This is a genomic window from Streptomyces sp. NPDC002676 (assembly GCF_053592455.1).
The window spans coordinates 246,191-272,656 of the sequence record NZ_JBSFVT010000006.1; the positions used below are offsets into that span (position 1 = coordinate 246,191).

General features: G+C 71.5%; 19 protein-coding genes and 1 pseudogene. 9 read left to right on the forward strand and 11 right to left on the reverse strand.

Going from position 1 to position 26,466, the window contains the following annotated elements; genetic code table 11:
- Window positions 1-18 precede the first annotated feature (18 nt).
- Together ACWD3E_RS19570 and ACWD3E_RS19575 are read right to left on the reverse strand one after the other, a co-directional pair.
- A pseudogene (locus ACWD3E_RS19570) lies at window positions 19-441 on the reverse strand (LLM class flavin-dependent oxidoreductase); the annotation flags it as partial.
- Between the two features lies 1 nt (window position 442).
- Window positions 443-955 carry an ATP-binding cassette domain-containing protein gene (locus ACWD3E_RS19575; RefSeq protein ID WP_451388805.1) on the reverse strand — a complete coding sequence of 171 codons (513 nt, stop codon included), beginning with the start codon at window positions 953-955 and terminating at the stop codon, window positions 443-445.
- A 32-nt stretch (window positions 956-987) separates the two neighbouring features.
- On the opposite strand from ACWD3E_RS19575, the gene ACWD3E_RS19580 reads away from it, so the two are divergent.
- The 3 genes from ACWD3E_RS19580 to ACWD3E_RS19590 all read left to right on the forward strand — a co-directional run bounded on the left by ACWD3E_RS19580 (window position 988) and on the right by ACWD3E_RS19590 (window position 4,281).
- A complete protein-coding gene (locus ACWD3E_RS19580; RefSeq protein WP_451388806.1) occupies window positions 988-1,410 on the forward strand; it encodes a secondary thiamine-phosphate synthase enzyme YjbQ in 423 nt (140 codons plus the stop codon).
- Window positions 1,411-1,750: 340 nt separating this feature from the next.
- Window positions 1,751-2,044: a recombinase family protein gene (locus ACWD3E_RS19585; RefSeq protein ID WP_451388807.1), complete on the forward strand. Its 294-nt coding sequence runs from the start codon at window positions 1,751-1,753 to the stop codon at window positions 2,042-2,044.
- Window positions 2,045-2,214: 170 nt separating this feature from the next.
- Window positions 2,215-4,281, forward strand: a complete 2,067-nt coding sequence (locus tag ACWD3E_RS19590) for a discoidin domain-containing protein (RefSeq protein ID WP_451388808.1) — start codon at window positions 2,215-2,217, stop codon at window positions 4,279-4,281.
- Window positions 4,282-4,833: 552 nt separating this feature from the next.
- Here the strand turns inward: ACWD3E_RS19590 and ACWD3E_RS19595 are convergent.
- Together ACWD3E_RS19595 and ACWD3E_RS19600 are read right to left on the reverse strand one after the other, a co-directional pair.
- Window positions 4,834-5,457, reverse strand: coding sequence for a TetR family transcriptional regulator (locus ACWD3E_RS19595; protein WP_451388809.1), 624 nt, complete (start codon window positions 5,455-5,457; stop codon window positions 4,834-4,836).
- A 275-nt stretch (window positions 5,458-5,732) separates the two neighbouring features.
- Window positions 5,733-6,830, reverse strand: coding sequence for a baeRF2 domain-containing protein (locus ACWD3E_RS19600; RefSeq protein ID WP_451388810.1), 1,098 nt, complete (start codon window positions 6,828-6,830; stop codon window positions 5,733-5,735).
- Between the two features lie 234 nt (window positions 6,831-7,064).
- Here ACWD3E_RS19600 and ACWD3E_RS19605 point away from each other — a divergent pair, with 234 nt between their 5' ends.
- Together ACWD3E_RS19605 and ACWD3E_RS19610 are read left to right on the forward strand one after the other, a co-directional pair.
- Window positions 7,065-7,337: a hypothetical protein gene (locus tag ACWD3E_RS19605; RefSeq protein WP_451388811.1), complete on the forward strand. Its 273-nt coding sequence runs from the start codon at window positions 7,065-7,067 to the stop codon at window positions 7,335-7,337.
- Window positions 7,338-7,600: 263 nt separating this feature from the next.
- Window positions 7,601-7,822 (forward strand): hypothetical protein, encoded by a 222-nt coding sequence (locus ACWD3E_RS19610; protein ID WP_451388812.1) that lies wholly within the window; start codon window positions 7,601-7,603, stop codon window positions 7,820-7,822.
- Window positions 7,823-8,133: 311 nt separating this feature from the next.
- On the opposite strand, the gene ACWD3E_RS19615 is transcribed toward ACWD3E_RS19610, so the two are convergent.
- Entirely contained in the window at window positions 8,134-8,394 is a 261-nt protein-coding gene (locus ACWD3E_RS19615) for a DUF7660 family protein (RefSeq protein WP_451388813.1), read from the reverse strand.
- 1,045 nt (window positions 8,395-9,439) lie between these two features.
- On the opposite strand from ACWD3E_RS19615, the gene ACWD3E_RS19620 reads away from it, so the two are divergent.
- From ACWD3E_RS19620 to ACWD3E_RS19635, 4 genes are all read left to right on the forward strand, one after another.
- The gene (locus ACWD3E_RS19620) at window positions 9,440-9,979 is read left to right on the forward strand and encodes a hypothetical protein (RefSeq protein WP_451388814.1); all 540 of its coding nucleotides are present in this window, start codon (window positions 9,440-9,442) and stop codon (window positions 9,977-9,979) included.
- Between the two features lie 352 nt (window positions 9,980-10,331).
- A complete protein-coding gene (locus tag ACWD3E_RS19625; RefSeq protein WP_451388815.1) occupies window positions 10,332-10,742 on the forward strand; it encodes a DUF5959 family protein in 411 nt (136 codons plus the stop codon).
- Between the two features lie 207 nt (window positions 10,743-10,949).
- Window positions 10,950-11,597, forward strand: coding sequence for a hypothetical protein (locus tag ACWD3E_RS19630; RefSeq protein WP_451388816.1), 648 nt, complete (start codon window positions 10,950-10,952; stop codon window positions 11,595-11,597).
- Window positions 11,598-12,112: 515 nt separating this feature from the next.
- On the forward strand, window positions 12,113-12,835 hold the full coding sequence (locus ACWD3E_RS19635; RefSeq protein WP_451388817.1) for a hypothetical protein: 723 nt from the start codon (window positions 12,113-12,115) through the stop codon (window positions 12,833-12,835).
- Window positions 12,836-13,018: 183 nt separating this feature from the next.
- Here the strand turns inward: ACWD3E_RS19635 and ACWD3E_RS19640 are convergent, their stop codons facing one another.
- From ACWD3E_RS19640 to ACWD3E_RS19665, 6 genes are all read right to left on the reverse strand, one after another.
- A complete protein-coding gene (locus tag ACWD3E_RS19640) occupies window positions 13,019-13,516 on the reverse strand; it encodes a hypothetical protein (protein ID WP_451388818.1) in 498 nt (165 codons plus the stop codon).
- 232 nt (window positions 13,517-13,748) lie between these two features.
- Complete coding sequence (locus ACWD3E_RS19645) at window positions 13,749-15,560, reverse strand: hypothetical protein (protein ID WP_451388819.1); 1,812 nt, start codon at window positions 15,558-15,560, stop codon at window positions 13,749-13,751.
- Window positions 15,557-19,339, reverse strand: coding sequence for a vWA domain-containing protein (locus ACWD3E_RS19650; RefSeq protein ID WP_451388820.1), 3,783 nt, complete (start codon window positions 19,337-19,339; stop codon window positions 15,557-15,559). Before ACWD3E_RS19650 ends, ACWD3E_RS19645 begins: the two co-directional genes overlap by 4 nt.
- A 5-nt stretch (window positions 19,340-19,344) precedes the next feature.
- Complete coding sequence (locus ACWD3E_RS19655; RefSeq protein ID WP_451388821.1) at window positions 19,345-20,514, reverse strand: ATP-binding protein; 1,170 nt, start codon at window positions 20,512-20,514, stop codon at window positions 19,345-19,347.
- A gap of 49 nt (window positions 20,515-20,563) precedes the next feature.
- Complete coding sequence (locus tag ACWD3E_RS19660; protein WP_451388822.1) at window positions 20,564-25,558, reverse strand: hypothetical protein; 4,995 nt, start codon at window positions 25,556-25,558, stop codon at window positions 20,564-20,566.
- Complete coding sequence (locus tag ACWD3E_RS19665) at window positions 25,555-26,409, reverse strand: DUF4132 domain-containing protein (protein ID WP_451388823.1); 855 nt, start codon at window positions 26,407-26,409, stop codon at window positions 25,555-25,557. The genes ACWD3E_RS19660 and ACWD3E_RS19665 overlap by 4 nt, the downstream gene beginning before the upstream one ends.
- Between the last annotated feature and the right edge of the window lie 57 nt (window positions 26,410-26,466).

The window sequence follows — 26,466 nt, forward strand, 5'->3', positions numbered from 1 at the left end:
GCCGGAGCCTCCCGGGAGTCAGCGCCCGCCCGTCGCGAGCAGCGGAACCCCCGCCCGGTCCAGCAGCCCGCGTGCCGCCAGTTCGGGGATCTGGAGAGCACGAGGTGTTCGATGCCGAGCGCGTGGTACTACTCGACCCGGTCGGCGACCTCCGCGTGGCTGCTGACCAGAGCCGTGCCCGCGCCGCCGCGGACCAGGCCGACCCCCGCCGACAGGTTCGGGCAAATCTCCAGCCGGTCCCGCGAGCCCCCCCCCGTGCAGTTCCAGCATCCGCCGCTGACCCTCCGACTCGCTGCGGCCGAGCGTGGCCTGCGCGGCGGCGACGGTGTCGGCGTCGAGGTCGTCGAGCAGCCGGTCCGCTGTCGCCCAGGCCCCGACGGGGGAGTCCCGGTTGATCGTGTGCAGCCGGATGCCGAAGCGGACCGTCCGGCCCACCCGCTCTTCAGACGGTTTCGGCTGCCGTGTCGACGCCGAGCCTTTCGAGCAGTCCGGCGCGGAGTGCGGCGAACCGGGGGTCGGAGAGACCACGCGGCCGGTCGACGTCGATGCGCTGTTCGTGGGCGATACGGCCGCTGTCCATCACCAGGACGCGGTCGGCGAGCAGTACGGCCTCCTCGACGTCGTGCGTGCCGAGCAGGACGGCGCGGCCCCGGCGCCGCCACAACTCCCCGGCCAGCCGCTGGGCCTTGATCCGGGTGAGTGCGTCCAGGGCGCCGAACGGCTCGTCCAGCAACAGGAGATCGGGCCCCGGCACCACGGCGCTGGCCAGGGAGGCGCGCTGGGACTCGCCGCCGGAGAGGGTCCTCGTCCAGGCGTCGGCGCGGTGCCCGAGGCCGACTTCTTCCAACTCCTGCTGAACGCAACATGCGGCCGAAACCAGCCAGATGGGCACGGCCGGGGTCAACGGTGTCTCGCAGCGGACTTCTCGTCTCAGCAGCCGGCTGTGCCGCCGCATGTGAATCGTGCTGTATGGGTCAGGATGGGGGCATGCCCGATGCCTTCACCACCCGCATGCTGCACATCACCTCCGGTTCCCGGGAACGCGTCGTCGACCTCACCGGTGACTGCGAGGACTTCCTGCGCGAGGCGGCGGCCGGCCGCGACGGTCTGCTGAACGTGTTCGTCCCGCACGCGACCGCCGGAATCGCCATCATCGAGACCGGCTCCGGCAGCGACGACGACCTCCTCGCCACCCTGCACACCCTGCTCCCCGCCGACGACCGCTGGCAGCACCGCCACGGCAGCCCCGGCCACGGCCGCGACCACGTCCTCCCGGCGATCGTGCCCCCGCACGCCACTCTGCCGGTCATCGGCGGCCGACTGGAACTGGGCACCTGGCAGTCGGTGTGCCTGGTGGACACCAATAAGGACAATGCCAACCGTCAGGTTCGACTGAGCTTCATGGCCTGAGCAAGATCACCCTGGATGGGCCGCCAAATCTCCGTACCTTGCGTGCTCGAAACGGAGAAGTCTTGCGCGGTACGGACCTGAACATGATCGAACGCCCCTACGACGGATGCGGAAAGTGCCTGCTAGGAGTGCGGCGGCTGTCGCGGATGAAGCTCGCCACGTCGTCTCCGGAACGGCAGCGCGAGGACGTGCTTACCCCCGCGGCCTCCGTCGGGGGCCACATCATCGGCTGGGCCGACGACTGGGAGCTGTCGGGCGCGACCGACCCGATGACCCGGCCGAAGTCGGGCCCTTGGCTTCGCGATGAGAGGGGCCTCTACGACGGGTTGGTGGCTGCGCCGTGGACCGGCTCGGCCGCAACGTCGTGGACTGCCTCAACACCGGCTACAAGATGCGGGACGAGGGGAAGCTGCTCGTCACCTACGGCCATGACGGTCCGTCGGACCTGAACGATCAGGTGGACGAGAACCGCTTCACTATGGGGGCCTGGGGGGCGCAGATGGAGCTTCGTGCCATCCAGCGCCGAAACCGCAACGCTACGGAGAAGACGCGGGCAGCGGGACGCCCGAAGGGGAAGGCAGCGATCGGGCCAGATGGCGCAGCCGGGCCGTGTCCGCAGCCGTGGGGGCCCTGACGGGGCGGCCCGGCTGCCTTTCCGGCGCGTTCGCCGCCCGCGCCTTCTCGGGCATGAGGGCCCCCGGTGAAGCGATCTTCGATAGCCCCCGTCAGGGGGTTGGCGTTGCGAGCTCGCGTCTCTAACGTATAGCGGAACATGAGCCCCGCTCACATTAAAGGATCCATGCGATGACCATGGTTCAACCTCAGCACCGCAGACTCAGATCCCTCACGGTGGCGTCACTGCTCCTCGCCGTGATGGCCTTGGTGCTCGGTCCGAAGCCCAGCTCCGCGGCGGAGTCCAACTGGTGGGATCCGTCCGCGCGGCCCGCGCCCGACTCGCAGATCAACGTCACCGGTGAGCCCTTCAAGGGCACCGACGCCCAGGGGCGCGTCAGGGGCTTCATCGATGCCCACGACCACATCATGTCCAACGAGGGCTTCGGTGGCCGGCTGATCTGCGGCAAGCCGTTCTCGGAGCAGGGCGTCGCCGACGCGCTCAAGGACTGCCCCGAGCACTACCCCGACGGCTCGCTCGCCATCTTCGACTTCATCACCAAGGGCGGCGACGGCCGGCACGACCCGGTCGGCTGGCCCACGTTCAAGGACTGGCCCGCCCACGACTCGCTGACCCACCAGCAGAACTACTACGCCTGGATCGAGCGGGCATGGCGCGGCGGCCAGCGGGTGCTGGTCAACGACCTGGTCACCAACGGCGTGATCTGCTCGGTCTACTTCTTCAAGGACCGCAGCTGCGACGAGATGACCGCCATTCGTCTCGAGGCGAAGAAGACGTACGACATGCAGGCCTTCATCGACAAGATGTACGGCGGTCCGGGCAAGGGCTGGTTCCGGATCGTGACGGACAGCGCGCAGGCCCGAGAGGTCATCGAGCAGGGCAAGTTGGCCGTCGTTCTGGGCGTCGAGACCTCGGAGCCGTTCGGCTGCAAGCAGATCCTGGACATCGCGCAGTGCAGCAAGGAGGACATCGACCAGGGCCTGGACGAGCTGTACAAGCTGGGCGTGCGCAGCATGTTCCTGTGTCACAAGTTCGACAACGCCCTGTGCGGGGTGCGCTTCGACTCCGGCGCCCTCGGTACGGCCATCAACGTGGGCCAGTTCCTGTCGACCGGCACGTTCTGGAAGACGGAGACCTGCCGGGGCCCGCAGCACGACAACCCCATCGGCAACGCGGTGGCACCGCAGGCGCAGAAGCAGCTCCCGAAGGGCGTGGCCGTCCCCTCGTACGCCTCGGGCGCGCAGTGCAACACGCGCGGGCTGACCGACCTGGGTGCGTACGCGGTGCGCGGCATGATGAAACGCCACATGATGCTGGAGATCGACCACATGAGCGTCAAGGCCGCGGATCAGGCCTTCGACATCCTCGAGTCCGAGTCGTACCCGGGCGTCATCTCCTCGCACAGCTGGATGGACCTGGGCTGGACCGAACGGCTCTACAAGCTCGGCGGGTTCGCCGCCCAGTACATGAGCGGCTCCGAGGCGTTCAGCGCGGAGGCCAGACGCACGGAGGCGCTGCGCGAGAAGTACAAGGTCGGCTACGGCTACGGCACCGACATGAACGGTGTCGGAGGCTGGCCGGGCCCACGGGGCGGGGACACCCCGAACCCGGTGAAGTACCCCTTCCGCAGCACGGACGGCGGCTCGGTGATCGACAAGCAGACCACCGGCGACCGCACATGGGACTTCAACACCGACGGCGCCGCGCACTACGGCATGGTCCCCGACTGGATCGAGGACATCCGGATCGTCGGCGGCCAGCGGGTCGTGGACGACCTCTTCTCCGGCGCCGAGTCCTACCTTCGCACTTGGGGCAACACCGAGAGGCACAAGGCCGGGGAGAACCTTGCCTCGGGCGCAGCCGCCACGGCGTCCTCGTCGGAGTGGTGGAACCCGTTCGTCAGCTTCGCGCCCGGCAAGGCGGTGGACGGCGACACGGGCACCCGCTGGGCCAGCGAGTGGAACGACGACCAGTGGCTGCGGATCGATCTCGGATCCGCGAGGCCGGTCGGGCGCGTCACCCTCGACTGGGAGACGGCCTACGCGAAGTCGTACCGCGTCGAGCTGTCGGAAGACGGCACGAACTGGAAGACGGTGTGGTCCACAGCCTCCGGTGACGGCGGCCTGGACACGGCACGATTCGCCGGAACTCAGGCGCGCTACGTACGGATCAAGGGGCTGGAGCGCGGCACCCAGTGGGGCTACTCACTTCGCGAGGTCGGCGTCTACGCCGACTGAGGCACCGGTGAGGCGGTGTCCAGGGCCCGGGCCTGCCGGATCGGCTCTCCTGACCCGGCCGGCCCCTCCTGAGTACTCCTGGCACCTCTTAGGCCTTCCGGCTGGACGCCGACGACGTCCCCCGGCACGTGCACCGGAGTCGGCCGCTGACCCTGGAGCAGGCCGTCGTGATCGCGACCGACCTGCCCACCGAGGACCCCGGGGGTGAGGAGTACGTGGTCGAGGGCGGCCTGCGCTTCGGGGCGCCGTCGCTGACCGTCCGGTTCGACGACGGTGTCCGCGGCTTCGAGTGGGGTTCGGCTCGCACGCAGTCGAGGGTGACCTGCTCACGCTCTCCTTCACCGACGGTGTCCGCTCCCTCGGTCTCGACCTGCACTACCGGCTCCGGGACGGCCATGACCAGTCGCTGCGGTCGTGCTCGGCAGTCGGGGGGCTACAGCGCGCTGTTCCTCTGCTCCGCGGCCATGTCCGCACTGGGCGCGGCATTGGTCTGGAAGGTCAAAAGCGTCCGTCAGAGCTCAGCCGGGCGCTGGACCACAAACTGGTTGTCAGTCATTGGAGCCGGTCGTTCAGATAGCCGTTGAGGACTCGTTTGCACTCGGCGATCAGCTGGGGGTCGCCCTGCGGATCGGTGCGGAAGGCCAGTTTCAGCACGCTGTCCGCGCACTCCAGGGCCACCCGCACAGCGATCTCGAGTTCGGCGTTGTCCTGGACACCGGTCAGGGAGGCGGTCAGTGAGCGCAGCCGTCCGGCGACCGCGGTGTTGTTGTCCAGGGCCGGCTCCAGGATGTGGTCCTGTCCCGCCGCGCCGAAGTCGACCACGCCGAAACCGGTGATCGTCCGGCGCATGGCGACGAACTCGTCGACGGTCACATCCACGAGGCCCGGGATGCCGTCGGGCGCCTCGTGCTCCAGCCGGTCCGAGACCCGCTCCAGGAAGGACTCCAGATTGCGGGCGGCGAGCGCGCCGATCAGCCCCTCCCTGTCGGAGAAGAACTGGTAGAGGGTTCCGATGGGCACCTCGGCTCTGCGTGCAACCTCTTTGGTGGTCAGCGCGGCATAGCCGACCTCGTCCAGGAGTTCGGCGCAGGCGTCCAGCAGTCGTTCGAAGCGTTCGGCGCTGCGCTTCTGGACCGGCAGCCGACGCAGCGTCCCAGCGGTGCGGTCTTGATTCACGCTTCCATCATCCCATCGGGCGACTAACATGAGCACTACTCATGTTTTAGGGTTTGAGCCGCCCGCCGAGCACACGCGGATCCCGTACGCGGCCGAGGTGGCCGGCGCCGTCCGTCTCCTCCACGCCGCTCCTGCTCCTGTCCATGTGCCCTGTCCGCCGCTCATGCGCCGCGCTCCCGCTCCCGCCCAGTGTCGGCATGTCCCGCCCGCGGCGCGATTCGGGGCGGTCAGGCGCGAGGGGCGCCCCGTGATCCGGGAGGCGCAGCGCGTCGGCGTCAGGACCGGGTCCCCGGGTCGGTGTACCGCAGCAGGGCGCCCACGCCCTCGTACAGCATCAGCTCGCTCTCCGGCACGACGACCAGCTCGGCACGGGTGCCGACGAGGGCCCGGACGAGGGCCTCGTCGGCGCGTTCCTCGCGCGGGGCCCGCACGCCGAAGGACATCAGCTCCGCCTCGGTCAGGGCGAGCTGAGTGGGCTGGGAGCCCGCCCAGAGCCGCAGCGAAGACTCTGGCGGTCGGTTCAGCAGCAGTGCCGCGACCTGGCCACGTTGGAGGGCCGCGACGGTGGCGGCCAGCCCTTCCGTCATGGGTCCGTCCAGAGCACGCCGGCCGATGAAGGCGTCCACGAGTTCCCGGTCGTGCGCGGCCATGCGGCCGCGGAAGACGCCGTCGAGCTGCGGCTCCAACAGGGCGCGTCCGGTGTCGGTGGGAGTCCGGCCGCCCACGCGTACGACCTTGTCCCGCAGGGTGTGCGGCAGGCGGCGGATCAGTACGTTGCACGCCCACTCGTCCCCGCCCACCACGACGGCGTCGGCATGGGCGCGCCGCGCCCGTTCGTCCAACCGGTGACCGAGCCGGAGGGAGGCGTGGTGCCAGGTCGCCACCGCGACCCTGCGGTGCAGCCGCTCACCCGGGGTGACGGTGGACGTGGGCCAGGTGCCGGTCTCCGCCTCCAGAGTTACCCAGCCGTGGGTCTCGGCGGTCGGAAGGCCGCCGTAGTGGACGACTACGGCCATGTAGGGGATCTCCGGAAGGTGCTGGGTGACCAGGGGCATCGCGTCCGGCAGGGTGCTGTAGCGCGCGGAGTCGTGCTCGGGCGGCCTGGGAAGCTCCCCATCCAGGACGAGCGCGCCGTGGGCGGCGAAGATGACCTGACCGTGCACCCCCGGCACCTCTGTGTCGGCGCCGACCGCCTCCTCCAGTACGTTCAGCAGCGCCCGGTCCGAGCCCTGACGGGACAGACTCTCGCGCAGCCGTCGCCAGCGCAGCGCGATCGCCCGCTCGGGATGCTCGACGTTTCGGGAGGTGTCCAGGTACACGGAGGCGAACGGGCCCGGCTCCGTGTAGAGGGGTTCAAGGAACGACAACTTCATCGCCACTCCTCGTCGATGGTCTCCCTTCCCTTTAATGATGCGCGCCCCGGGGGCGATGGAGCTCGACGAGCGCAAAGCGGTGCGGAGGGTGGCGGCGACGGCCTATCGGTAGGGTCGGGGTTGTCTTAGCGGAGGTTGGCGGACACCAATAAGGACAATGCCAACCGTCAGGTTCGACTGAGCTTCATGGCCTGAGCCGGATCGTCCTGGATGTGGCCGCCAAAGCTCCGTACCTTGCGTGCTCGAAACGGAGAAGTCCTGCGCGGTACGGACCTGAACTTGATCGAATGCCCCTACGACGCTGCGGGGCCGGAGCGGCACCGCGCGGACGTGCTCACCGCCGCCGCATCCGTCAACGGCCACATCATCGGCTGGGCCGACGACCGGACGGAGGCGTGGGGCGCGCATATGGAACTGCGCGCCATCCAGCGCCGCAACCGCAACGTTACGGAGAAGACGCGGGCAGCGGGACGCCCGAAGGGCGCTAGAGGCGCTGCTCGCATGTGACGCCCGAGTGCTCGCTGTTCACGTCGTCGCCCCGATTCGGCGACCGAGCGCCGCTCAAAGGTACCCGGTTTGGAAGATCTCGTACGCGGATTCCGGCTGGCCTGCGAGGCTGCTGACCTGCGGGAGAGCGGCTGTTTCGCTCCGGTTCCCCGTGGCTCCCCGCTCAGCACCAGTCGATCGGGCACGCATGGGGCACGACGGTTCGACGCTTCCAAGGACACCGCGGCCTTCCGAGCCCATCGCGTCCGACCTCTGAGCCGCCTATGCTCGATCTGGTGATCAACTTGGGGGACGCGCGGAAGGCCCGTCTGTGGGAACAGCTGACGGGCTTTGCCGCACTCAGCGATGAGGAGTTGGACGACATCCTCGGGCATGTCAGGCACCGCATTGAGACTGCTCGGGAGAAGAGCGTGGACGTGCCTGAGGACCTGTTCGAGCGGGTGGAACGGCTGGGCGCCCGGCGTGGATGGCCACCAATGCGCTGATCTGAGCCCTGCCGCTGACCACAGGTCGGTTAAGCAGCTTTGGGCTGGAGTTGCCACGGGGCGAGAGATCGCGGCCCGTAGGCCTTCGGGGCGCCGGGTCTCAGGCCTGTGGCCTCATCCTTACCAGGTCGATCACGGGCAACTGTCGACGTCGACCAACCGGCCCGGCGCCTAGGTCGATCGTCCACTGAGGTCCGGCCTTGCTCGTCGCTGTTCGCGCTTGTTGCTGTCAGCCGTTGATGTCAGCCGCCGCAGGCCTTCTTGACAAGCGCTGCTTGCCCTGGCTTGCAGCACCGATGATGGCCCTTCGGCTACTCGTAGACGACGGCCGCGCTGAGCGCCCGCGCAAAAAACGTCCAGTCGCCTTCCGGTGGCATCTCTTCGCCGAGGTACCGGTACGAGCCGGGCGAATCCCTGATCCACGCGGCGAGCGCACCGAGGTAGTCCTCTACGGTGCGGTTCTCCCACTCCTCGCCCCGTCGGTGAAAGTCGTCGCAGAGGCTGTAGATCATGGCGGCAAGAGACTCCCGCGTCATGACTTCCTTGAAGGGATCGGGCGCATCGCTGGACATGGCTGGACACTAGCGTGTTGGGCAAGCAGGAGTCAGCAGAGTATCGGGGACCAGTTCTTCTGGAAGTGGTGCAGCCAGTCTCCTCAGACAACGGCCCAAGGCTGTTCAGCGACCGCCCCGTACTGTCCAAGCCCCTGCATCGGACACCTCTGCAAGCCCCCCTGAAGGCGCTCGGGCCAAGGCCGTACGACAGCTCGTAGAGCCAGACGAAGAGCGTGTCCGCCTCGCGGCCGAGTTGGAACGGCTGGACACCCACCTTCGCCCCCTGATCCTGGAGGCTGTCGCGGCAGGCGGCCCCTATCGCCACGTTGCCGAACTCACCGGCATCTCCCGTGCGACCGTGGCCCGTTGGGGCAGGAACGCGGAGCAGTGAAATTTAGGCCGCACCCGTCGACGCCGGGCGCGGCCCCGTCCGATTCGAAGGAGTCGAAGCCTTGTCGAATCGATCCGCCCTCATTGTCGCAGAAGAGCCCTGCACGACCTGTTCCGGGACCTGCTTAACCACCGATGGTGGTTCCGTGACCGGGAAGCCTGGAAAGTCCGTCCCCTGTTCCTGCTCTCGTTCACCTCGCGGCCGACGAGCGAAGCCCTCTCCACGCCACCTGAAGCTGCGGCACCCCGAGGGGCACGCGAGGGACACGGCGGACTGATCGAGCCCCGGAAAAGATCAAGGCCAGGCGGAGGATTGATCCTCTGACCTGGCCCTGAGTCATGTGGAGCGGGCGACGGGAATCGAACCCGCGTAGCTGGTTTGGAAGACTGCGTATGCGGATCCGTGCTCACCTGGCGCAATGTTGACCTGCGCGAAGGCAGGCGGCTCGCCGTTGTTCCCAGGCACAGCGCATCAGGCCGTGAAGTTTCTCTTGGTGCAGGCGTCGGTTTCGTCAGTCTCAAGATCCACGGCCACAGCAAGTGGCCAGACGAGTTCTCCAGAGCGCTTGCTCGGCTTCCAGGGGCAGACAGATGGACAGCGCGCCCCTGGTCCGCCATGCTGCCTTGGCGGTGACAGCCGACGCTGACTGCGTTGTGTGAGGGGCGGGGATCGATGGAGCAATCGCAGGTCGAGGCTATGTCGCCGGAGAGCATCCGTTACCGGTTGACGCGCCGCCAGCGCCTGCTGTCTGCGCTGCCCGCCATCGTCGTGATGGTCTTCCAGGTCTTGCTCTGGTTGGACGGGGGACCGTTTGGTCCTGTACTTGTCTCACTGCTCGTGTGGGGTGTCCTGTTGCCCGTGGCGCTGATCGCCTCGCCGCCCTTCGGGGTCACTCTCACGCCGTCGGCGGCCATCGTGCGCAACCTCCGCCGCAGGACCATCCCGTGGTCGAACGTCCAAGCCATCCAGATCGAGCCTCTCTTCGGAAGCCGGACCGTCATGATCTACGAGGCGTGCGGCCGCCGTACCCGCCTGCGGGCGCCGATCACCGGGTTCCTCAGCGGGGATCGCAGCTTCGAGGAGAAGTTCCACACCATCGGTAGGTGGTGGGTGGATCACCGCGGCCCGGACTGGGCTCCTGCCCCGCCGTCGGGGGTGCAGTGGGGTGGCCCACTGGCGTCCGACGGGAACCCTTACGCCCCTCCCGCGTAGTCAGAAGCTGATCCACGCACCCTCCGGGCTGCGGAGTTTCAATGACTGGGGCGAGCCATGGGGCGCCGGTCGGCAACGTTGGCCAACCAGCCGGTCTCCGTTGCCATTCGGCATTGGCCGGCACTGTCCGCATCTGTTGGTGTCAGCCGGTGGTGTCAGCCGACCGACTCCCACTTGACAGATGTCGACGCCTGTCAGCGTTGGTCAGCCTCGGCGGCCCACAAGCGGCCCCGTCAGTTCGGCTCTGGGGAGGCAGAGGCAGGATCGCCCACGCTGTCCACGTCATCCTTGTCGGACTCTGCCCGTATCGTGCACGCAAGCTCTGGATACACAATCGACAAAGGGGAGTGGGATGGACGAGTGGGTCCCCGTTGACTTGATACATCTGTCTGACGGACGAGACGTCTCCCTCGTCCTGCGTGCGGTTGAGGGCCACGAAGCCCGACGCGCCCAGGTTCGAGCCGAGTGCCTGATAACTACGGATTTCGTGAACGCCCGCTTGGAGACCAGCATCTGGCTTGATCACCTCGACGAGTGGGAGGAAGCACTGAGACGCCTCAGTGCTGGTGAAGACGCCAGCTGGCCACAAGGAAGCCGAGGGCTGGAGCTGTACTTTCACCCACACGAAGACGGCTGGCTCTCCATCTCGGTCCACGACCCCGACAGGTTGACTGTGGCCTTGGGACTCCAAGCAACGCCTGAGTGGATTGACGAGCACGAGGCAAACCTTCAGCGCCTACGTGACGCCTGCGGCGAGTCCTGAAGACGTCAGCCCTCCAGTTTGAGGTCTCGGACGGCGCGATGACGACCTCGACATCCGCCGCGTCGCTTGTGAGGACGCGGGACGTGCTCATGGGAGCCAGGGCGAGGATAGTTGCTTGAGGGGTCGTCATTGGTCACCGTCGGCCGGTGTTGAGCGGCCTCGGACGGCCCAGGGACGGCCCCGGCCCACCCCGCTACGATGCAGGTCATGGGGGGCTTCGGTTCTGCACCACTCATACGCGCCTGTTGGCTTTCATGGCTCGCGGTCGAGACCGTCGATCAGGCAGCGGTGGTGAAGGCCCTCGGCTTGACGGAGGTACGGGAGACGAGCTGGGCCGACGGCGTGGAACTCATCGACGAGGTGGCGCACGACGAGGAGGAGCCGTTCACCACCGTTGTGGTTACTCCGCCCATGCGAGGGTGGACCCTGGTCGTCGGACCGTACTTCGGCCTGGCCTATACACAGCGGACGGCGCACGTCACCGACCTGTGCCGAGATGTGAGCGCTCGCTTCGGCAAAGCTCAACTCTTCTTCCACAGTGAGCAGAACGACGGGGAGGCGTGGCTGATCGCCGAACGCGGACGGATCCTGAGGCGTTGGATCAGTGAGTCCCCGGAGCTCGCCTTGGGCGAGCCGTTCGGAGTGGAGCGAAAACTTCTCGATGCCTACGGGATCACGGGCAGGCCCGAGGATCTCGATGCGGACAGCGATCTGGCCGGCGGCTGGGCAGCAACGTGGGGGGATTGCTGGGCCACGACGGTCGCGGAGGAATCCAGCGTCGACCCCACCAGAGCCGCCTCCGACACCGGCTCGATCAGCAGCATGTTGGTGGCAGCCGCTCCGACTCTCGAGTAGGCGCACCGCCTGACAGCGAAGGGGACCACCGCTTTAGGAGTTCGGTCCACGTTCCCTACCCCCGGCCCGGATGACGCGCTTCGATCGCTTCCTCCACCATGGGCTGATCAGCCTTGCCTGCCTCAGGAGGGGTGGGGCGGCGCTGCTGGTGCTGAGGGGACGGGACAGCGCGCACGCGGCTACCGTGGCGCGGACCCTGCTTCGCCTGGAAGTCCGTACGTGTTGGAACACACTCTGGGCTTTGGTTTCCCCCCGGCAAGGGCACGTCGGGTACGACCGTGATCGGTGGCGCCACGTGAAGCACTGGGATGCAAAGCACGCGGCAGAGCAGGTTCGCGCGCTGACTTGGGCGAACGGCCGTGATGAGACCTGGTCGCGCCCGGCTGCTTTCACCATGGCTCCCCGCTGTTTCCCGGTTCCCCTCTCGTTCTGGTGCGGTTGTGGTGCGGTGCCGCATGCGCATCCGGTCGAAGGCACAGAGCAGGAGTGTCCGCGCCTCATGCCATGATCCTCGGGTGCTGCAGATCCCGGGATACGAAGGCGGCCCTCTGGTCGCGGGGAGCGCCTATCTGGACGACCCCTTGTTCTGGCCAGTGCACCTCGGTGCCTGTTTGCGCGGTCAGGACGCACAACGAGCCGCGTTCGGTGCCGACTGGGACGCGGCCATGGAGCTGTGCCGCGTGCTCTACGCCGACCATGAGTGGCCGGTGTTCAGTGTGCCTCTGCGTTCTGGCCACACCGTCTACGTCGTCTACCGCAACTTCGACGGTGACCGAGGGGTGGACTACCTGATACATCACCCGACTTGGCCCGCAGCGGAAACCCTCGCTGTGGACGACGGCCATTTCATGGGGCCCGGCACGGCCTGGCCGGAACTGTTGTCGGCTGCCCGACAGCCGGCGGCCGAGGGCGTTGGCGATATCGACGCCCGACTCCTGCTGCTCTTCCCGACGCTCGGTGATGCGTGGCTGCCCGACGACGCGGCGGCACCCCTCACTGCCGCGCTTGCCGCTCTCACCGTCATCGAAGAGCCCGTCGAAGTAGCGAGGATGCTCCTGGAGAACCAGGGCCAATGGGAGCCTGCACACTGGAGGTTGGCCGACGGCGTCTGGATCAACGACGGCGGGCACTCCTGCCGAAACCCTCGCAACGCCTTCGCGCTGCCCGAAGGGCGCCTGCGGGAGATCAGCAACTCATTGAACGACGAGGAGCGACAGCCGCACCGGGCATCCAACTGAAGCTCTCAAGGCTGTCGACGCTGGTGCGCGGGCCTGTTGGTTTCCTGGTGTTCCCCGTGACTCCCTGCACCACCCGGCACGCATCTGGCACGACCTGTTCGTCCCGAACGAAGAAGTTGTGAGCCCCGCCTCGCCCACAGGTCAGTCAGAAGCTCTCTCGCGAGGTAGGTGTGTGAGTTACGATCAGCAGATCGCGGGCTGTGCTGAGCCGAACTCGGCACCGTCGGAGTACCTGTGCCAATCACCGAGGCCCGGGGCGCAGTAGACGCCGTTGTCTGCCGCGACTTCTGCGCGGGCGCGCCACGTGTTCTCTCCGTTGGTGTAGATGTACGTCCACGGGGAGTAGTAGTCCTGGCTCTGGTTCGCGTACTGCCAAAGGCCCCAGCCCACCGTGCCGTTCCAGCCGAAGGGCCCGGCGAGGACCTGGGCCGAAGGGTGTTTGGCGCGGTATCCAGAGGACCACTGCCAGTGGACACGGACGTTGTGACAGTTGTCGTACTGCTGCTCGACCTGGCCGACGTACTCGTTGTTGATGGTGATGTTCCCGGGCAGCCCGATGTTGATGACCGAGCACGCGGCCGGTGTCACCGAGTTCGAGGTCACTGCCTGCGCCGGGGCCACGGCCAGGCCTGACAGTAACGCCGCAGCCGCGACGGCGACCGCCTCACGCTTACGGATCACGGAATCCCCCTGCCGTCACTGCTGTGGCCCGGCTCCTCGCCGGCGAGTCGGAGGCGTGAGTGCAGTTCGAGGCGGGCCAACAGCGTTTCGGTGGATCTTCCATCGCGAAGAGGACACCCTCTGGCTCTGCCGCCGCCCGGCTGTCCGGGAGTTGGTCGCCGAACGAAGGCACTCCCAGGCCCAGGCCCAGGTACAGGCCAGGGCCCAGACGAGCCCGCCCCCTCAACCGGCCTCACCCGCTCCAGGCCGCCGCGCACAGCGCACGGTCGACCTCGTCGGTGTAGTGGGCCGCGGCCAGCCAGGCGCGGGCGAACCGGTCCGGGTCCGCCGGGAGCAGGCGGCCGAAGGCATCGCGGGAGCGCTCCGCCGCGGCCCCCTGGAGTTCGTCCAGGATGTCCCCCGCCGTGGCGAGACCGTGCTGCCGCAGCCGTCGGGCGTCGGCGGACGTACGGCCGGGGAAGGACAGCATCCGTCGGCCGCCCGAGGCCGCCTGGTGGACGCGGCGGCGCAGCAGGTGCACGGGGGCCTCGTCCGGTGTGGGAACGGCCGGCGCCGCTGCCGGGGAGGCGTGTGCCGCGGGCAGGTCGGCGTGCTGGAGCCGGTCCAGGCCGACGTCGACGCGGGAGCCGGGGTCGGTGGGGTGCTCGGTCGCCAGGAGCAGCGCCCGGGGGTGTGGGCCCGGAGTGAGCCGGGCGACGACCCGGAGCCGGCTGCCGCGAACGGCGGCCAGCAGACGCAGGTTCTCCCGGTGGGGGAGCGCGGGATGGTCGTGGGCGGCGGTCAGCCGCAGTACGACGCCTCCGCAGTCGGACAGAAGACAGTCGCCCGTCGCCTCACGGACCGGGCCCGCGAGGGTGACCTCGAGGAAGAGCAGCTCGTGGCCGCCGCTCAGCGCACGGCCGACCTGCTCGGCGACGGGCTCCCCCCACAGCCGGTCCAACGGCTCCTCGCGCCATCCGGCACCGGACGCGCGGACCGCCCGTACTCCGGCGCCCGCGCCGAGCCGCCCCGCCGGGGAGACGGTGGCCCCCGACACCGCGAGGCCCGCCCGGGACAGTTCCCGGTGGGGCAGGGCGGTGTCGCCGACGCGTACGGCCCGGTCGGCCGCGCCCACCGCCCGTCCGGCACCGCCGGGGGCCACGTCGGACACCTGGTACAGGCGGCCTTCGGCGTCGGCGGCCCAGGTGACGGCCCCCGCGTAACCGCTCGCGGTGAGCACCGGCTCGGAGAACAGGCCGTACAGCCGCAGCGAGCCGTCCGGGAGGTACGGCTGCCGTACGGTGCCGCGCAGCCCGGCGAGTTCAGTGCCTTCGGCACGCGGGATGCGATGGGCCAGGGACAGGACGTCGCGGAGCGCGGCGACGAGGTCGGCGAGCCGGTAGGCCGGGTCGGCCGAGCGGGCCGCGCGCAGTGCGGTGACCGTGGACACGGCCGAGGCGGCGGCCCTGGGCAAGTCCGCGAGCCTGGCGGTGTGCGCGGCGCGCAGCAACTCCGCCTGGAGCACGGCCCCGGATCCGTCCGTGCCGGCTTCGAGCACGGCGGTCGCCGCGGCCTGCAGAGCGCGGGCGGCGGCGAGTTGCCCGGGGGTCGCTGTCTCGGGCTCGGCGACCGCGCTCGCCTCTGCTGAACTGGCAGCCGATTCCCTGGAGTTGGTGGCGTCATCGGCTTCCGCGATCGGTGCCGCCGAGGCCGCCGCCGCGCGATGCAGGCAGTGCGGGGCCAGCAGACAGCCGCACCGGATGGCGTCCGCGCTGGTCACCGCGCCGCCAGGGGCGTGCAGTTCGACGTCCGTGCTGTCGTCGACGGCGATGCGCGCGGTGTCGCCGTCGCGGACGACCGGGCGGTCCGCCAGCTTGGCGACACCCGCGTCCAGCCGCTTGCGCAGGCGAGACGAGAGCGCGGCGACGAGCTCGGCGGTCACGGCCGGGGCGACCGGAGGCAGATCCCCGCATACATGATCCTCGCCCACACGTTCCTCGCCCACACGTTCCTGGCCCACACGTTCCTGGCCCACACGTTCCTGGCCGACACGATCCTCGCTCATGCGATCTTCTCCCCTACCCAACGGGCGAGTTCGAGCGGACTGAGGGCTGCGACCGGCATCCCCGCGGCGACCAACTGGCCCGCGACACCGGTGGCGTACCGGGGGCGGCCGGCGTCGTCCAGGCTCGCGCAGCCCAGCACGTGGCAGCCGGCCCCGACCAGTGCGCGCACCTCGGCTAGCAGCCCGCCGATCGGGTAGCCCTCCTCGAAGTCGCTGACGACCACGACCAGTGTGCGCGCGGGCACGGTGACCAGTTCGCGCGCATGCCGCAGCCCGGCCGCGATGTGGGTGCCGCCGCCGACGCTGACCTCCAGCAGCAGCGACAAGGGATCCTCGACATGGTCGGTCAGGTCGATGACCTCGGTGGAGAAGGCCAGGAAGTGCGTGGACAGGGTGGGCACCCCGGCCAGTACGGAGGCCGTGAGCGCCGCCCAGACCGTGGATGCCTCCATGGATCCCGACACGTCGGTGACCAGGATGAGCCGCCAGTCGGCCACCCGGCGCGCCCGGGTACGGAAGACGGGCCGCTCGGGAACGACCTGGACGGTGCCGTCCGGCAGTCGGCGCGCGGTCGCGAGGTTGGCCCGCAGCGTGCGCGGCAGGTCGAGGCCACCGCCCGGACGCCGGCTGGGGCGCGGCAGCGCGGTGCCGTGCAGAGCCGGGCGCAGCCGGGTGGCCAGCTGCCGGGTGAGCGCGTCCACCAGGCGCCGGACCAGCGGACGCAGCGCCGCCAGCCGTGCCTCCGGCAGCCCGCCCGCGTGTCGGAGCACCGAGCGGAGCAGGTCGACGGAGGGCCGTACGCTGTCCGGATCGAGTGCCTCGAACACGTCCTGCCGGCCCGTCGCGGCGGCTGCCGCCAGCACCTCCTCCCGGATGCCCGGCCCGAACAGCGCCGCCAGTTCCTCGGACCACTCCCGCACCCCGGGGTACGACGCCTCGCGCCCGCCGCCGCGCCCCGCACCGGTGAGATCGCCACGGCTGCCCTCACCGCGCCCGCTGCCGTACAGCTCGTCCAGCGCGGTCGCCAAGGGCCGGGCCCAGGCGGGCAGTTGATCGGTGCGACGGCCCAGCACCAGGCGCCAGCGTTCGGCGGGCGCGAGCCGGTGCTCCGTGCCGGACGAAGGGGCCGCGACCTCGTCTCCCGAGCCCACGGCGTCGGCGCCGGAAGTGAGCGAAGTTTTCGCGGCGTACCCGCGTGCTGCCTCCTCGGCAGACCCGGACGACGGAAGCAGCCCCAACGCCCCGAGGACCTCCCGGGCCGCGAGGTCGGCGCGGGTCCACTCGGCCAGCGCGCCGGGATCGACGGCGCCGGTGTCGCCCAGCCGGCCCGTGCCCAACTGGCCCTCGTCCGGCCGGCCCTTGCCCAGGCGCTCCTCCACGGCGGCCAGGAGCCGCTCGCGGGCGGCCGGACTGAGCGTGTCGAAGCCGCCGCGCAGGGCCGGCAGCCGGTCCAGGAAGTCCCTGTCGGACAGCTGGGACACCCGGTCCAGCAGTGGCTCCAGCGCGGGCGGTGCCGACTCCAACAGGGGCCCGGCCGCCGTCAGCAGACCGGTCAGGCGCGCGGTCAGCGCCGACCGGGACTCGGGGCCGGCGGCGCCGTCCACCCACGAGCCGACCCGGTCGCCGAACTCCTGGGGCTCCTCCTGCCCCAGCAGCACGCGTACGGCCCCGGCGGCCCCGCGCATCAGCGGGGAGCCGTCGGCGGCCAGCCGGGCCAGCGCGTCCGTGAGCCGGATGCCGCCCGACACGTCCGCGCGGTGGGCGAGTTCCAGCAGGGCGTGGGCGTCCGAGGGGTCCTCGGAGCCGGTCAGCCCGTCCACCTGGCGCACGGCCGCGGCGGTGAGCAGCCCGGCGACGGCCGCCGCCCGCTCCGTACGGCTTTCGTCGGCGCCCAGCCCGGCGATGTGCCCGGTCCGCAGCCGGTCCAACAGGGCCAGTCCGGCGAGGAGTTCGGACAGCGTGGCCGAGCCCGGAAGCACCTCGGCGGTGTCGTCCAGCCGCTCGTCGCTGAGGCCGGGCAGACCGCACTCCGCGGCCTCCGCCAACCCCTGCAGGGCCTGTGCCGCCGTGGGCCCGCCGTCGTTCCGCTCCCCGCGCCTCCGCTCACGCAGCAGACCCTCGGCCGCCTGGGCGGGGGTGACCCCGCGGACCCCGGCGGCGGTCAGCATGGCCGCCGTGGCCGGCGTCCAGCGCACCTCCCAGCGGGAGGTCAGTGCCTCGGCGCCGCCCGCACCGGCGACCGCCTTGGGCTCGGCGTACGGCACCCCGCACACCGTCAGGCGGCGCAGCAGGAGTTCGCGGCGGCGGTCCAGATCGGAGCGGAGCGGGTCGAGCCGTAGGTCGCGTGCCATGCCGGGGCCGCCGTCGGCCGGGCCGGGCAGGTTCAGCGCGGCCAACTCGGCCTCCACCGCCGGGGCCAGGCCGCTGCGCGGCGCGTTCGGCGCGGGCCTGCCCGCCCGCGTGCCGACCAGCACCTGCTCCATCGCCCTGGCGACGGCCCGGCCCCGCCCGTACGGCTCGCCCTGTGCCAGCACGGTCTGCACCGCCTCGACCAGCTCGCCCCGGCCCGCCGCGGGCAGCCCCCGCAGCCGGGCCAGATCACCGGCCAGCCGGACGATCTCCCGCGCGTCGGCGGGCCCGGACGGATGGCCCAGTGCCCGCAGCTCCGCACACACCCGTACGGCGGCCCGGGTCAGCGCCTCCGCCAGCGCGGCGGGATCCCCGGCCGCGTCCAGCACCATGTGCTGCCACTCCGGGTCACGGATCCCGGCGGGGTAGCCGGAGCGCTCGTCCAGCAGGGCGTAGGTGTAGGGGATCAGGGAGGTCGTCCACGCCGAGGCGGGCCGGGCACCCGCCGCCTCATCGGCCGGTGCCAGCAGTGCCGGGGCATGGAAGGCGCCGACGAGTACGGCGGCCCGCTCGCCGTCGGCCGTGGCGGCGGCCAGACACGAGCGCATCCAGCGCTCCCGCCGCAGATCCAGCTCCGGCACTCCGCCCGCGGCGACCGTGTCCGCGCGCAGGGCCCACCCCGTGAGCAGCGCGGCCCGCCGCAGCGCCTCCGGCGCGGAACCGGGGGCCGTGGCCTCGACCAGCCGGTCCCACAGGTCGTCACCGGGACGGCCGGTGAGCCGGGAACGGAGCGCGCCGCCGAGTCCGGCCGCGGTGGAATCGCCGGGCAGACCTGAGCCGCCGGACGCCCGCGAGGCCGACACACTGCCCACGTTTGTACCGGGCACGCCCGCGCTTGTACCGGGCACGCCCGCGCTTGTACCGGGCACGCCCGCGCTTGTACCAGGCAGGTCGGAGCCGGGCACCCCCGGCCTGTCGGCGTCGTTGCCGCCCCCCGTCCTGCCGTCCCCCGTACTGCCCTCCCCCGTCCTGCCGTCCTGCCCGCTGGGCCCCGGCGAATCCGCACCCCAGCCCCGGTCCGCCAGCGGCAGATCGCAGGCGATCACCCGCACCCCGTGCCGCGCGGCCCAGCGCACCGCGACCAGTTCCGGGGAGAAGTCGGCGAACGGGTAGAACGCCGGGCCACCGGCCCCGTCGGTGGGCGCGGCGGCGAGGGCGACCGGCGCCCGGGTCTCCTCGTGGGCGAGCCAGGGCAGCCAGTCCTGCAGTTCGGCGGGGAGTTCGACCAACAGCACGTCCGGCTCGGCCGCGTCCAGCAGTGCGGGCACGGCGGCGGCCAGGGACGGCGCGTGGTGCCGTACGCCGATGAGGTAGGGCGCCGCAGGGTCGGTCAGGGCCGCCAGGGCCGCTTCGGGAGAGGCGTGGGGCACGGTCGTCAGCCCTCCAGGACCGTGCGCAGGTCCCACAGGGTGCGCCAGGTGGCGGAGCCCTGCTCGGCACGGCGCCGGACCGGACCGTCCCAGTAGCCGCGCAGCCGTGCCGCGTCCGCCGGGTCGTCCTTGCGTACGACACCGAGGAGATGACCCGGCAGCAGCCCGAGGACATCGCGGTCCCCGGGGAAGTAGGCCGTGGCCAGCCCCAGCGCACCCGCCACGGACACGGCCTCGGCGGTGCTCATCACGGTGGACGGCCGCTCCACCTCCCAGCCCTCCGCCGACCGCCCCTCCCGCAGATCCCGGAAGGCGGTGACCAGGGCCTCCAGTACGGTGTCGTCTACCTGGAAGGGCGCCCCGGCCCGCTCCACCGACGCCCTCGCCTGGCTGCGCACCAGCGCGGTCTCGGCGTCGAGATCGGAAATCGGGCCCACCGTCTCGAAGTTGAAGCGGCGCTTGAGCGCGGCCGACATCTCCGACACACCCTTGTCGCGCAGGTTGGCGGTGGCGATGAGGCTGAAACCGGGTGCCGCGTGTGCCAACGCGTCCTCGCTGCCCGCCAGTTCGGGTATGGCGATCCGCCGCTCCGACAGCAACGACACGAGGGAGTCCTGCACTTCGGGCAGGCAGCGCGTGACCTCCTCGACGCGGGCGACCGCTCCCCGGGTCATCGCGGTGAGCACCGGCGACGGCACGAGCGCCTTCCGACTGGGCCCCTGGGCGAGCAACAGGGCATAGTTCCAGCCGTACTTGAGCTGATCCTCGGTCGTCCCGGCGGTCCCCTGCACGACCAGGCCGCTGGTGCCGCACACGGCCGCCGACAGCAGCTCGGAGAGCATCGACTTGGCGGTGCCCGGCTCGCCGACGAGCAGCAGGCCCCGCTCACCGGCGAGCGTGACGACACACCGCTCGACCAGTGCCCGGTCGCCGACGAACTTGCCCTCCACCACCAGCCGGCGCGGCACTCCGGCAGGGGCCTCCGCCTCGTCGGGCAGCCTCAGCGCCTGGCCGCCGCTGCCCATGACGAACGTGACGACGGCACGGGGCGTGAGCCGCCACGCGGGCGGCCGGGGCCCGGAGTCGTACGCGGCGAGAAACGCCAGCTCGGTGGCGTAACGGTCCTCGGGCGGGACGATCTGCCGGGTTGCGTCGGGGACGAGGACGGTGGTCATCGGGGGGTGCCCTTCGGAGTCGTACGAACAAAGGTCGAGGAAGCGGGGGTCACCGGCGCCGCCCCCTGCGCGTCGCGCGTGTGGTCAGCTCCTCGTACGCCGGGGCGTCGCCCGACCGCACCCGGTCCCAGGCGCGCGTGAACAGCTCGGGCACCGGGAGCAGCGGTATCGCGCGACCGTGGTCGTGCACCGGGTAGAGGCCTTCCTTCCACGTCTCCACCGGCAGCGCGGGCGACTTGAGGTCGCGCCAGCCGCAGGGCAGGAACAACGTCCGCCCGGCGCGCGGCCGTTTGGCCTCCACCACCAGGTCGGTCGCCGCCAGTTCGGCGCGGGCCTTCTTGATGCGGGCGGGCTTCCAGCCGGTCCACTGGGCGCAGTTGCGGTCCGTGGGGTCCGGCAGGGCCAGCAGCTGGAGGTAGAGCGCCGCCGCGTCCTGACCCAGGCCGAGCGTCGTGGCCGCCTCGGAGACGAGCGCGGGTACGGTGACGGTCGGGTCCTGGGCGTACCCCGAAGGTCCCTCGGCGCCGGCCGCGACCGCCCGGGCCAGCTCCTCGCCGAGGAGGGTGCGCAGCGCCCGCAGACCGTGGCCGCGCGCGGGGCCGGTCAGGCCTTCGAGGAGGCCGAACGCGGGGTCGTCGGGGCCGGAGAGCGCGGCCGGCCGGACCAGGACCCCTTCCGTGTCGCGGTACCAGGGACGCAGCGCGATCGCCTCACCGACCCGGGTCAGACCGTGCGCGTCGCCGCCCCCGGTCTCGGGCAGCCCGTACGCCTTGCGGAGTTCCACCGCGGTGGAGTCGCCCTTCTCCGTCCAGTCGACGTCCAGGCTGAGCAGCAGCTCCGGGTCGGTCATCCGGCGGCGCACGGCGGCCAGGCCCTCCGGCAGCCGGGCGCGCAGCGGATGGCCGTACGGCAGGACGTAGGCCAGTGCCGCGAGGGCGTGCACCACGCCCCCCAGTTCGTACCGGCTGGGCACCGCCTCGGGGTCCTTCGGAACGAGCATGCCCTTCTCGTCGGGCCGAAGGACCGTCGTGCGGTTCAGCCACGGCGTGCGGGACGGGTTGAGCACGGTCTCGGCGGCCCCGGCGCCGAAGCCTGCCAGCTCGGCGCCGAGATCCTCGGGCACGCGGACCAACGAGCCGAGCCGTTCGGCCCACACCCGCCCCGCGGCAGCCGTGTCCGGGCCCTCGGTCCACAGTGCGGCCGGGTCGGCCGGCAGCAGCGCGCCGAGCAGCGCCGTCCGCTCCGCAGGGCCGAGGGCGTTGACCCGGGCGGTGCCGAACTCGCACTGCCGGGGCTTCAGCCCCATCGTGGTCAGACCCTCCGCCTCGGGCGAGGGCAGGAGCCCGCCGAGCAGCACGGCGGCCTGGAGGGGGCCGAGTCCGCCACCGGTCGCGGTCACCAGCTCCTCGACGGCCGCGGCCTGCCACGGGGCAGCCCCCTTGCCCCGGATCAGCCGCGCGACCGTGGCCAGGTCCTCGGCCGAGACGGTCGCCGGGTACCGGACCTCCTCGGCCAGCGTGAAGTGGGCGACCGCGCCGAACGCGCCGGACGGGTCGTGATCCAGGGCCAGCCAGTTCAGCGTGCCCCGCTGCCCGTCGACGCTCTTGCAGCCGAGGATCACCACTGTGCGGCCGTCGCGGCGCAGCACCTGCCCGGCGCGCTGCTGCTTGTCGGACCGCTCGCTCAGCACGACCTCCCGGAGCGTGCCGTCGGCCGAGACGAGCGGCCCTTCGGTGAGCGCCTCGAACAGCAGGAGCAGCGGCTCCCGTTGGACATCGGCCAGAGCGGGCGAGGCGGCCCGGTGGGCGAGAGCCCGCAGCGCGCCCAGGACGGGGGTCCACACGACGCCGATCCCGGGAACGGTGTGCTCCTCGCTGCGCCAGCCGTCGCCGAGGGCGCCGAGTCGCTCCAGGCCAGGCAGCGGCTTGCCCTCGGCGGGCCTGCCGGACAGGACGTGGTTCACCGCGCGGATCTGGCGCAGCGCGCTCCACTGCTCCTGCTGCCACCAGCCGTGCACGCCCACGATGCCGTTGAGGGCCGCGAGCACGGTGCGGTCCTCGCCGTGTTCGGGGCGGTAGTCGTCGAACATGTGCACGTTCCGGGGGCGTTGGCGCTCCCGGTCCTGAGGCGCAGTCGCGAACGTCGTGGCCGACTCGCCGATGCGCAGCGCCGAGCGGACCAGCGAGGCGACGCCGGTGATCAGTCGGCCGTCGGTGAGACCCGGCAGGGCGCGGGCCACCGCGCCCACGACGACCTCGTCCGCCGGGGGTACGGCGGCCTTGGCGGCCTTGTCCGACCCGGCGCGTTCGAGCGCCTCCTGGCGTCCGGCCAGCGCGGTCGCGGTGACCCGCAGCACCTCTGCCGCCTGCTCGTCGGTCAGGGCGCGCAGCACGGCCGAGCCCTGCTCGTCGCGCGGGCGCAGGGCATGCCAGAAGGGCAGCGGGGGTACGAGCCGGGTCCCGGCGGCGAACTCGCCCCCGGGGCTGTTCGGCAGCACCCGGCCGAGTTCGCCGTGCGCGGAGGTGTCGTCGTCCGCGAACACCCCCACCTGCCGGAACAGTTGGGTGACGACGGGCTCGGCGCCCCCGGGCAGCCGCAGCGCGCCCAGCGGAACCGCGCCCGCGCGGCTGCCCTGGAAGACCGGCACCGACACCGTCCGCCCGTCGGGCGTCCCGGCGGTCCGGTGCGCCTTGAGGCCCTCGCCCTCCGTGCGCACCCATCGGCCGAGCACCGTACCGTCGGTACCGAACGGGCTGTCCTCCAGGCCCGGTTGCAGGGGCAGCACCTCGCACTGGCCGGGCAGCAGCTCGGCGTCCTCACGAATGCCGGCGCGCAGCAGCGCGGGCAGGGAAGCCCGCCCGTGAGTGCCTGTGGCCGGGTCGTGTTCGAGCCACATCGTCTGCCGTCCCTGCCTGCCCTGACGCCAGTACGTGGTGCCGTCGCCGATGACCGGGCGGGCCGGCGGCAGGACCGTGTCACCGGCGTGCAGGGTGCGGCCACCGGTGGCCCGGCCGCCGCCGGGCAGCGGGATCGACGGAACGACCGGCTCGTGGTCGGACCACCAGAACGGGAGCTGCTCGCCGCCCAGCTCGAACACCTCGGCGGGCCGGGCCGACCAGTAGCCGTGCTGCTTGCTGCCCTGCCGCCACATCACCAGCAACTCCCCGTCCACGTACCGGAACCGGGGGCGCTGCCGGCGGTCCAGCTCCTGGGGCAGGCGCAGGTCGTGGTCGAGGAGCACCTCGCGTGGGCCGACGACGATCGCCCTGCGCCGGCGGGCCAGGATCAGGGCGGGCCAGGACTCGTGGACCGTGAGCGAGTCCTCGGTGCCCTTGCCGACCTCGGCGTCGAGCCGCCGCACCGCCTCGTCCAGGGCGGGCCAGCCCAGCTCGTCCAGGATTCCGGCGCGCAGGGTGCGGCCGAGCAGCGGTGCCGTCTCGCGGCGGGCGACCCGGGCGACCGCGTCCGGATTGACCTCGGAGGCGATCACCCGGAAGGGACGCAGCCGGTCGAGGGCCGTGCGGGCACCGGGCAGCCCCACCGCGCGCGTGACGTCGTCAGCGGCCTCGTCCAGCCACTCGCCGAGCACACCCCGAAGGACGGGGTGCGCGGCGACGGCGGTCAGCAGTTCGCCGCTCCGCTGGTCGCCGCCGACCGTTTCCACGGCCTGGTGCAGCAGGCCCCGAAAGCGCGGGTCGGCCGCGACGGCCGTCAGGTCGCGCACGCCGGCCCGGGTGTCCTTCAGCCAGTGGGCCAGCGGCAGGAACACCCGGACGTCCGCGCCCGGAACGGCCAGCGGGACGCCCTCGGCCACACACAGGTCCAGCAGGTCGAGGTCGGCCCCGGCGTGCCAGCGCCCGGTGAACAGGTCGACCGGACGGACGGCGGCCCGCAGCCGCGCGGCCATGCGCTCGACCAGCGCCAGCGTGGCCGGTGAGCGGCGGGAGAACGAGCCGCCGTGCTTGCGGAAGGACGCCCAGCGGCCCAGCCACTCGCCGGGGTCGACGCCGTACTCGCGCGCCGCCTCCTGGTCGGTCAGCAGCCGCTCGGCCCCGCACTCCGCGAGCAGCGTCAGCCACAACTCGTCGTCCTCGACCTCCCGGCCCAGACCGGCCGGCATGATCTCCAACAGGCGTGCCCGGACGGCCGGCTGACGCTCGGTGAGGACGGGCAGGACCGCGCGGTAGGCGGTCCAGAAGGACGCGGGCGCGCGGACCGCCGCGGGGGAGGCGATCAGGTCGGCGACCAGCGCGCACTCCTCGGTGACCCGGTCCAAACCGGCGGCCTTGATCAGCCCGCGCGCGTCCTGCGGCAGCGAGGCGTACGGCGGCATCCCGGCCGCGCAGCGCTCCACCGTCAGCTGCCGGAACTGCGCCCAGGCGGCGGCCGGGTCGAGCCTGCCGGCCAGGTCCTTCACGTGCTCCTTCAGCGCCTTGACGGTCAGCGCCCCGGCGAAGGCGAACTCCAGGAACACCGCACGCTGCCGCTCTTCGTCCACCGTGAGCGCGTGCACCCGCTCGGCCTCGCGGGCCTTGCCGAAGAACGCGGCGGCGTACGTGGTGTTCTCGTGCTCCAGGAAGACGCGCGCTGCCTGCTCGTAGAACGTCGGCAGGAAGTGCGGCACGGCCCGGCCGAGCTTCTCGCCGAGCGCCTCGAAGCCCTCCTTGGCGCTGCCCGGCTTGGACTTGGCCTGCCGGGCGAGCCGCTCGACGTCCTTGACCAGGGCCAGCGCGTGGTGTCCGTTCGCCGGGTCGTTCACCAGCGCCCACGCCGGGAAGCCCAGCGTCTCCCGGCGCACCTGCCCGACCTGGGGCGTCTGGGGTTCGCGGGCCAGACCCAGGAACTCCAGCGCCAGGTCCTCGGCCTCGCCGAGCGTGCCCGGCACCAGCCGGACCACCTGTCGGCCGTCCAGGGCGGGGTGGGTGTAGCTGCGGACGGTGAGCACATCGGCGTCCTCGCGCGCGGTGCTGCCCGGCGGCAGGACGGCGCCCGCGTCCAGGAGGGCGGCGACGGTGGCCTCGTCGTACCGCGTGGTGTCACTCATGCCGCCCGCTCCTCGTCCTCGATGTCCCGGCCGGCGTACAGCGCCGCCGCCATGCGCATGCCTTCCGACCAGGCGACCGGGCCGACCTGACCGAGCTTCAGGACGCGGCCGTCCGGGCCGGTCCACACCAGCGGGCCGGTCTCGGTCTGCGCGTAGCCGTCGTAGTCACCGATCCACACGCGGGCCTCCACCCCGCGGCCGTCCTCCAGGACGGCACACACGGCGTACCCGCCGCGCACGCGGTAGCCCAGCTGGGTGGCCCGGCCGTGCAGGAAGCGCAGCTCCTTGAAGGAGCCGCCCGCGTACTCCTCCACCTGGGTCGCCTCGGCGTCGAGGCCGGCCGGGCGGTGCCAGACCTCGCGGAAGAGCTGCTGGGCGCGCTGCTCGACGCCCAGTTCCACGGCGAACTCCCGCAGTTCCGCCAGGTCTTCGAGGAGGACCGGGTGCGGGATGCGGACCAGGCCGGGGGTGATGCGGACGGTGTCGCCGTCGAGGTCGACGAGGCCGAGGCCGCGCTCGGAGCCGGCGTCCCGCAGGAAACCGGCGACCTCACCGTCGGCGCCGGTGACCACGAGATCGCGCAGTGCGGCCTGCCAGGCGGGGTCCGGCCACACGCGGGCGACGACGGAGAACGGCACGGGCAGCGAACGGACCATCCACCGCTCGACATCGGCCAGGCACTGCCGCTCGTGCCGCTCCAGCCACTCGACGAGCTGCCTGAGGCCCACGACCGCCGGATCGTCGGCGATCTTCGGCGGCACGGACTTCAGCCGCCGCCCGGCCGCGTTGCGGCACACCACCTTCCCGCCGTCGAGGGCGACCTCGTAGTCGCCCGCCGACACCCACCCCATACGTGCCTCCCCGCACCCGCAGTGATCAAGTGACGGGAACTCTAGGGGGGACCACTG